The sequence below is a fragment of the Micromonospora sp. D75 genome (assembly GCF_018070405.1).
GTDB classification, from domain to species: Bacteria; Actinomycetota; Actinomycetes; order Mycobacteriales; family Micromonosporaceae; genus Micromonospora; species Micromonospora chalcea.
Window position 1 is genome coordinate 1 of the sequence record NZ_JAGPXV010000270.1, and the last position, 7626, is coordinate 7626.

3 protein-coding genes and 2 pseudogenes are annotated in these 7626 nt (G+C 72.3%); 4 read left to right on the forward strand and 1 reads right to left on the reverse strand.

The genetic code is table 11. The features are described 5' to 3' along the window. Positions 1-59: 59 nt before the first annotated feature. From gatA to KBX39_RS17245, 4 genes and pseudogenes are all read left to right on the forward strand, one after another. Positions 60-1526: an Asp-tRNA(Asn)/Glu-tRNA(Gln) amidotransferase subunit GatA gene (gene gatA, locus KBX39_RS17230; protein WP_210871514.1), complete on the forward strand. Its 1467-nt coding sequence runs from the start codon at positions 60-62 to the stop codon at positions 1524-1526. Positions 1527-1718: 192 nt separating this feature from the next. Next, positions 1719-2867 carry a putative Ig domain-containing protein gene (locus tag KBX39_RS17235; protein WP_247660306.1) on the forward strand — a complete coding sequence of 383 codons (1149 nt, stop codon included), beginning with the start codon at positions 1719-1721 and terminating at the stop codon, positions 2865-2867. Positions 2868-2966: 99 nt separating this feature from the next. After that, positions 2967-4461: pseudogene (gene gatB, locus KBX39_RS33820) on the forward strand (Asp-tRNA(Asn)/Glu-tRNA(Gln) amidotransferase subunit GatB). A 111-nt stretch (positions 4462-4572) separates the two neighbouring features. Next, complete coding sequence (locus KBX39_RS17245) at positions 4573-6930, forward strand: pyruvate dehydrogenase (RefSeq protein ID WP_187693049.1); 2358 nt, start codon at positions 4573-4575, stop codon at positions 6928-6930. Between the two features lie 339 nt (positions 6931-7269). On the opposite strand, the pseudogene KBX39_RS17250 reads toward KBX39_RS17245, so the two are convergent. Then, positions 7270-7626: pseudogene (locus tag KBX39_RS17250) on the reverse strand (metallophosphoesterase); the annotation flags it as partial.

The following is a 7626-nucleotide window of genomic DNA, read 5'->3' on the forward strand; positions in this document are numbered from 1 at the left end:
CAGCTTGGTCAATTCGCTCATGACGGCACGGAGCGAAGCGGAGTGCCGGCAAGAGCGACTTGACCAAGCAGAGCGCTGTTGAGATAGCCGGGCTGGTGGCGAGCGGCGAGACCTCCGCCGTCGAGGTCACCCAGGCCCACCTGGACCGCATCGGCGCCGTCGACGACCGGGTGCACGCGTTCCTGCACGTCGACACCGAGGGGGCGCTGGCCGCCGCGCGTGCCGTGGACGAGCGCCGCGCCGCCGGTGACGAACTCGGCCCGCTGGCCGGTGTGCCGGTCGCGGTGAAGGACGTGCTCACCACCAAGGGCGTACCGACCACGGTCGGGTCGAAGATCCTGGAGGGCTGGCGCCCGCCGTACGACTCGACCATCGTCGAGCGGCTGCGCGCCGCCGGCACGGTGATGCTCGGCAAGACGAACATGGACGAGTTCGCCATGGGCTCCTCCACCGAATACTCGGCGTACGGGCCGACCCGTAACCCGTGGGACACCGACCGGATCCCGGGCGGCTCCGGCGGTGGCAGCGCGGCGGCGCTGGCCGCGTACGAGGCGCCGCTGTCGATCGGCTCGGACACCGGCGGCTCGATCCGCCAGCCCGGCGCGGTCACCGGCACCGTCGGCGCGAAGCCCACCTACGGTGGCACCTCCCGCTACGGCCTGGTGGCGTTCTCCTCGTCGCTGGACACGCCCGGCCCGTGCGCGCGTACCGTGCTCGACGCCGCGTTGCTGCACGAGGTGATCGGCGGTCACGACCCGCGCGACTCCACGTCGATCCCGGCCCCGGTGCCGGACGTGGTGGCCGCCGCGCGCCTCGGCGCCACCGGCGACCTGACCGGCGTGAAGCTCGGCATGGTCACCGAGTTCATCGGCGAGGGCGCGGAGCCGGGCGTGATGGCCGCGTTCCGCGACGCGGCCGAGGCGCTGGCGAAGCTGGGCGCGGAGATCGTCGAGGTTTCCTGCCCGCACTTCAAGTACGCGCTGCCGGCCTACTACCTGATCGCGCCGAGCGAGTGCTCCTCCAACCTGGCCCGGTTCGACGGCGTCCGGTTCGGCCTGCGGGTCGGCGACGACGGCAACCGGTCGCTTGAGGAGGTCATGTCGCTGACCCGCGAGGCTGGCTTCGGCCCCGAGGTCAAGCGCCGCATCATGATCGGCACGTATGCGCTCTCCTCGGGCTACTACGACGCCTACTACGGCCAGGCGCAGAAGGTCCGCACGCTGATCACGCGGGACTTCACCAGCGCGTTCGAGCAGGTCGACGCGCTGATCTCGCCGACCACGCCGTTCGTGGCGTTCCCGCTCGGGTCGCGTACCGCCGACCCGTACCAGATGTACCTGGCGGACCTGTTCACCATCCCGACGAACCTGTACGGCGGCCCGGCCATCTCGGTGCCGTGCGGCCTGTCCGACGGGCTCCCGGTGGGCTTCCAGATCATGGCGCCGACCATGGCGGACGACCGGATGTACCGGATCGCCGCCGCGCTGGAGAGCGCCGTCGGCACGCTCACCCCGCCGACGATCTGAACCGGACGGTACGGAGGCGGCCCGCCCGCCTCCGTACCGACACGGTGATCACCGATCAGGGGATTGCCGGGGGTCACTGGCACTGGTCGAATAAACTGCGAGTCTGCTGGATCGACTGGACTGTGGCCCGCTGGCGGACGCGAGCGGTTCCGACCGAGAGCTGGATGTGCGATGGGGACACTTCGCCCGGTCATGGCCCTGACGATGGTCGTCGCGTTGCTGCTGGGCGCCGGGCAGCCGGCCGCCGCGCAACCGGCCACCGTCGCCACCGAGGCCGTCACCATCACCTCGGGCAAACCCCGGTCGGTCATGGTCATCGGGCAGGTCTACGCGATCCACACGGTCGAGGCGACCGGTGGCACCGCGCCGTACCGGCTGTCGGTGACCTCGGGCAGTCTGCCGCCGGGGATGCTCGTGGTGGGTACGTCGCTCGGGGGTTCACCGACCACTGCCGGGACGTACACGTTCACGTTGCGGATGACCGACAAGAACGACCTCTTCGACGAGCAGACGGCGACGATCGAGGTGCGCGAACCCAAGGTCGTCATCACGTCGGGCAAGCCCCGGTCGCCCATGTACCTGGGCCGGGTGTACGCGATCCACACGGTCGAGGCCACCGGCGGCACCGGGCCGTACCGGTTGTCGGTGGTCTCGGGCGGTCTGCCGCCGGGGATGCTCGTGGTGGGGACTTCGCTCGGTGGCGCGCCGACCACCGCCGGGACGTACACGTTCACGCTGCGGATGACCGACAAGAACGACCGCTTCGGCGAGCAGGACGCCACCATCGTGGTCGCCGAGGCGGCGGCCGCGTTCACCTCCGGCGACCCGCCCGCCGCCACGGTCGGCAAGCGCTACTCCTTCCGGTTCACCGCCGCCGGTGACTCGGACATCGTGTTCTCCCTGGCGGCCGGGGCCCTGCCGGACGGCCTCACGCTCGACGGAAAGGGCAAGCTCAGCGGCACCCCGGGCAGCGCCGGCACGTTCGCCTTCACGGTCGCGGCGAAGGGTTACAGCACCAGCGCCACGAAGCAGGTGTCGCTGACCGTCGCCGCCCGCAACCCGGGCACCCCGACGGCGTCCCCGACCGGCTCGACGCCCGACCCGGCCGACCCGACTGTTACGCCGACCCCCGACGACCCGGCCGCCACACCGTCGGAGAGCAGCACCTCGGCGCCGCTGCCGACGGCCTCGCCGTCGAAGGTGAGCGGCGCGTGGCTGCCGATCACCGGACCGGGCTCGCCGCTCGTGCTGCTGCTGTTGAGCATCGTGGCCTTCTCCATCGGCGGCATCCTGCTCGTGCTGGCGTACAACCGTCGCCGCACCTTCACCACACCCGAGTGACGCCGGGCCCCGCGCGGTGATCTCGAAGCCCGGCAGCGGGGTGGCCGGGCCAGCCGATTAGGCTGGAACGGTTCTGTCCGGATCGCGCCTGGAGCTCAGATGACGACGACACTGCCCGCGTACGACGAGGTCGTCGCGCGCTTCGAACCGGTGATCGGCCTGGAGACCCACGTCGAGCTGGGCACGAACACCAAGATGTGGTGCGGCTGCCCGACCGACTTCGGCGGCGAGCCGAACACCCGGGTCTGCCCGGTCTGCCTCGGCCTGCCCGGCTCGCTGCCGGTGGCGAACAAGGCCGCCATCGAGGCGACCATCCGGATCGGGCTCGCGCTGAACTGCTCGATCGCCGAATGGTGCCGGTTCGCCCGGAAGAACTACTTCTACCCGGACATGCCGAAGAACTTCCAGATCAGCCAGTACGACGAGCCGCTGTGCTTCGACGGCTACCTGGACGTCGAGGTCAACGGCGAGCTGGTGCGCATCGGCATCGAGCGGGTGCACTTGGAGGAGGACACCGGCAAGACGCTGCACGTCGGCGGCGCCACCGGCCGCATCCACGGCGCCACCGAGTCGCTCGTCGACTACAACCGGGCCGGCATCCCCCTGGTCGAGATCGTCACCAAGCCGATCCCCGGCACCCGGCGCGCTCGCGCCCGAGGTCGCCCGCGCGTACGTCGCCGAGCTGCGCGACGTGATCCGCTCGCTCGGCGTCTCCGACGTGCGGATGGAGGAGGGCTCGCTGCGCTGCGACGTCAACACGTCGCTGAACCGGCCGGGCGAGGAGTGGGGCACCCGCACCGAGACCAAGAACGTCAACTCGCTGCGCTCGGTCGAGCGGGCGGTGCGCTCGGAGATGCTGCGCCAGGCGTCCGTGCTGGAGGCGGGTGGCCGGATCACCCAGGAGACCCGGCACTTCCACGAGGACACCGGCGACACCACGTCGGGCCGGTCCAAGGAGACCGCCACCGACTACCGGTACTTCCCGGAGCCGGACCTCGTGCCGCTCGCCCCGGACACCGCGTGGGTGGCCGAGCTGAAGGCCGCCCTGCCGGAGCTGCCGCGGCTGCGCCGCAAGCGGATCCAGCAGGAGTGGGGCCTGTCCGACCTCGACATGCAGTCGGTGGTCAACGCCGGCGCGGTCGAGCTGATCGAGGCGACAGTGGCCGCCGGCACGACCCCCGCGGCGGCCCGCAAGTGGTGGCTGGGCGAGCTGTCCCGCCGCGCCAACGAGACCGGCGTGGAGCTGGCCGACGTGGGCGCCACCCCGGCCCAGGTCGCCGAGCTGCAGGGCCTTGTCGACGCGGGCAAGCTCAACGACAAGCTGGCCCGTACCGTGCTGGAGGGCGTGGTGGCCGGCGAGGGCTCGCCGACCGAGATCATGACCAACCGCAACCTGGAGGTCGTCTCGGACACCGGCGCGCTCACCGCGGCCGTGGACGAGGCGATCGCCGCCAACCCGGACGTGGCCGACAAGATCCGCAGCGGCAAGGTCGCGGCGGCCGGCGCGCTGGTCGGCGCGGTCATGAAGACCACCCGCGGCCAGGCGGACGCGAAGACGGTCCGCGAGCTGATCCTGGCGCGCCTCGGCGCCTGACGTGTTGTAAGGAAGGGCCCCTTCTTAACGCCTGGTGCATGGGAAGGGGCCCTTCCTAACGCCTCACCCCCACTCAGTGGGCGTCAACGGCGACGCCCGGATGGAGTCACCGTGAACCAGCACGACCTCGACGTCCTCGACGAGATCCAGCGCCGGGTGCTCTGGCTCGCCACTCGCATCGTCGACGCGGCCAACCACGACCGCGACACCGGCGACGGGGTGAAGGTCGGCGGCCACCAGGCGTCGAGCGCCTCCCTGGTGACAGCGATGACCGCGCTCTGGTTCCAGCACCTGGACGCCGAGGACCGGGTGGCGGTGAAGCCGCACGCCTCGCCGGTGTTCCACGCGATCCAGTACCTGCTCGGCAACCTCGACCGGTCGTACCTGCCGAAGCTGCGGGCGCGCGGCGGCCTCCAGTCGTACCCGTCGCGGACCAAGGACCCGGACGAGGTGGACTTCTCCACCGGCTCGGTCGGCCTGGGCGCCGCCGCGCCGCTGTTCGCCGCCGTGACCCGCCGCTACGTCGACGCGCACTTCGGCGCGCGCCCGCACTCCCGGTTCGTCGCCATCATCGGCGACGCCGAGCTGGACGAGGGCAACATCTGGGAGGCGGTCGCCGACCCGGCCACCACCGGCCTGGGCAACGTGATGTGGCTCGTCGACTTCAACCGGCAGTCGCTGGACCGGGTCGTCCCCGGCATCCGGATCAACCAGTGGCGCGGCCAGTTCGAGGCGGCCGGCTGGCACGTCGTGGAGGTCAAGTACGGCCGCAAGCTCGCCGAGGCGTACGCCCGGCCGGGTGGCGCGGCGCTGCGCGACTGGATCGACCGGATGCCCAACGAGCAGTACCAGTCGCTGTTCGGGCTGGCCGGCCCGGCGCTGCGCAAGCAGTTCCTGGACGGCGCGCCGGCCGAGGTGGCCGCGTTCGTGGCCGACATCGGCGACGACGAGCTGGGCCCGCTCGTCACCGACCTGGGCGGCCACGACGCGCAGGCGATGCTCGACGCGTACGCCCAGTGCGACGCGGTGACCGACCGGCCCAGCGTCGTGTTCGCGTACACGGTCAAGGGCTGGGGTCTGCCGATCGCCGGCAACCCGCGCAACCACTCGGCGCTGCTCAGCACCGAGCAGGTCGACGCGCTGCGCGCCGCGCAGGGCCTGACCCCGGAGACCGAGTGGGACCGCCTCGACCCGGCGTCCCCGGCCGGCATCCGGGCCGGCGAGCGCCGGGAGGCGCTGTCCCGCGCGCCGCGCGAGCGGGCGCTGGGCGTCACCGTTCCGGAAACCACGCGGGTACGCGCGAACAAGCCGGTCTCCACCCAGGAGGTCTTCGGCCGGGTGCTGGTCGACCTGGCCCGCGATCCGCAGGTGGCGCCCTACCTGGTGACCACCGCGCCGGACGTGGCCACCTCGACCAACCTGGCCGGGTTCATCAACAAGACCGGCGTGTTCGCGCCGACCGAGCAGCGTTCCTGGACCGAGGACCGGATGCTGCGCTGGACGGAGAGCCCCGCCGGGCAGCACATCGAGCTGGGTATCTCGGAGATGAACCTGTTCCTGCTGCTGGGCCAGCTCGGCCTGTCGTGGGACCTGTCCGGCCAGCCGCTGCTGCCGGTGGGCACCGTCTACGACCCGTTCGTGCTGCGCGGTCTCGACGCGTTCCTCTACGGGACGTACTCCGGTTCCCGGTTCGTGGTGGCCGGCACCCCGTCCGGCATCACGCTGGCCCCGGAGGGTGGCGCGCACCAGTCCACCATCACCGCGTCGGTCGGCCTGGAGCTGCCCGGCGTGACGTTCCTGGAGCCCGCGTACGCCGGCAGCCTCGACTGGCTGCTCTGCGACGCGCTCGGGCAGATCGCCGGTGGCGCCGCGCCCGCCGCCACCGCCGCGCCGGCCGAGGACGGGGCGTACTACTTCCGGCTCAGCACCCGGCCGATCGACCAGGCCCCGTTCGAGGCGGCCCGGACCCGGCTCGGGGACGCGGTGCTGCGGCGGCAGGTGGTGGCCGGCGCGTACCGGCTCGTTGACGCGCACCAGGCGTACCCCGATCTGGCTGACGCCCCGGTCGTGCAGCTCGCGGCCTCCGGGGCGGTGCTGCCGGAGGTGCTCGCCGCCGCCGCGGAGCTGGCGGAGGAGGGCGTGGCCGCGCACGTCGTGGACGTGACCAGCCTGGACCGCCTCTACCGGGCGTGGCAGCGGACGCTGCGTCAAGGTGTGCGGACCGCGACGGTGCCGAGCGTGCCGGGCGCGCTGCGGTCGGCTTTCGCCGACCGGGTGCCGGTGGTCACCGTGCACGACGCGGCCTCGCACGCGATGGCCTGGCTCGGCTCGGCGGTCGGCGCCCCGGCGGTGCCGCTCGGCGTGGACGAGTTCGGCCAGTCCGGCAACGTCCGGGAGCTGTACGAGTTGCACGACCTGCTGCCGGGCAGCATCGTCAACGCCGCGCTGGCCGCGATCGCGCTGCGCTGACCGCGCCGGGCTGGTCCGGCTCGACCCGGCGGCGCGGCAGGCCGTGGTGGTCACGGAACGTGACAGATTCGCCCGATTGCTGAGAGTGACCGTCTCCGGCGACCCGGGCGATTGCCTCTCGCCGCCTTTGCTCTGCAGCCACATCCGCAGCATCGCCCTGAGCTGGGGTGCGGCGAAGAGTGCCCGCGGCGCGCGGCCGTCCGTGCGGTCACTCCCGGTGCCTGCCGCGCCGATGGGTGCAGAGCAAAGGCGGCGGCAGGACATGCCAGTGCCGGACGGGTCGCTGAAACGCGGTGACCGGGCGTCCGCGCGGCAGGCGGCCGGAGAAGGCCCGGACGGTCAGCGGGTGGGGGTGGCGGTGGGGCTCAGGGTGGTCGTACCCGGCGACGGCGACTCGGAGGGTCCCCGGGTCGGGGTCGGGGTGACCGGCACCTGGTCGCCCTTGGCCGGGTCGCGGATGACGTGCCGCTCCAGGTTGACCTGTGACTGCCCGGTCCCGCCCACGGTGATCTCGTCGTAGGCCTGGAGCAGCTTCTGCTGGTCGAAGTAGAGCACCGTCATGGTCAGCGGCGTCGGCTTCTCGCCCTCCAGGCCGCGCAGCCCGGCCCCGCCGGTCGAGCCCTCCACCATCAGCGTGGTCGGCTGCTTGCCGGGCACCTCCGGCAGCTTCGACACCTGCCGGGCGTGGGTGTGCCC

Bases quoted from the DNA above. Each gene is read 5' to 3' on its own strand.
- KBX39_RS17235 (WP_247660306.1), top strand. From the start codon at position 1,719: ATGGCCCTGACGATGGTCGTCGCGTTGCTGCTGGGCGCCGGGCAGCCG.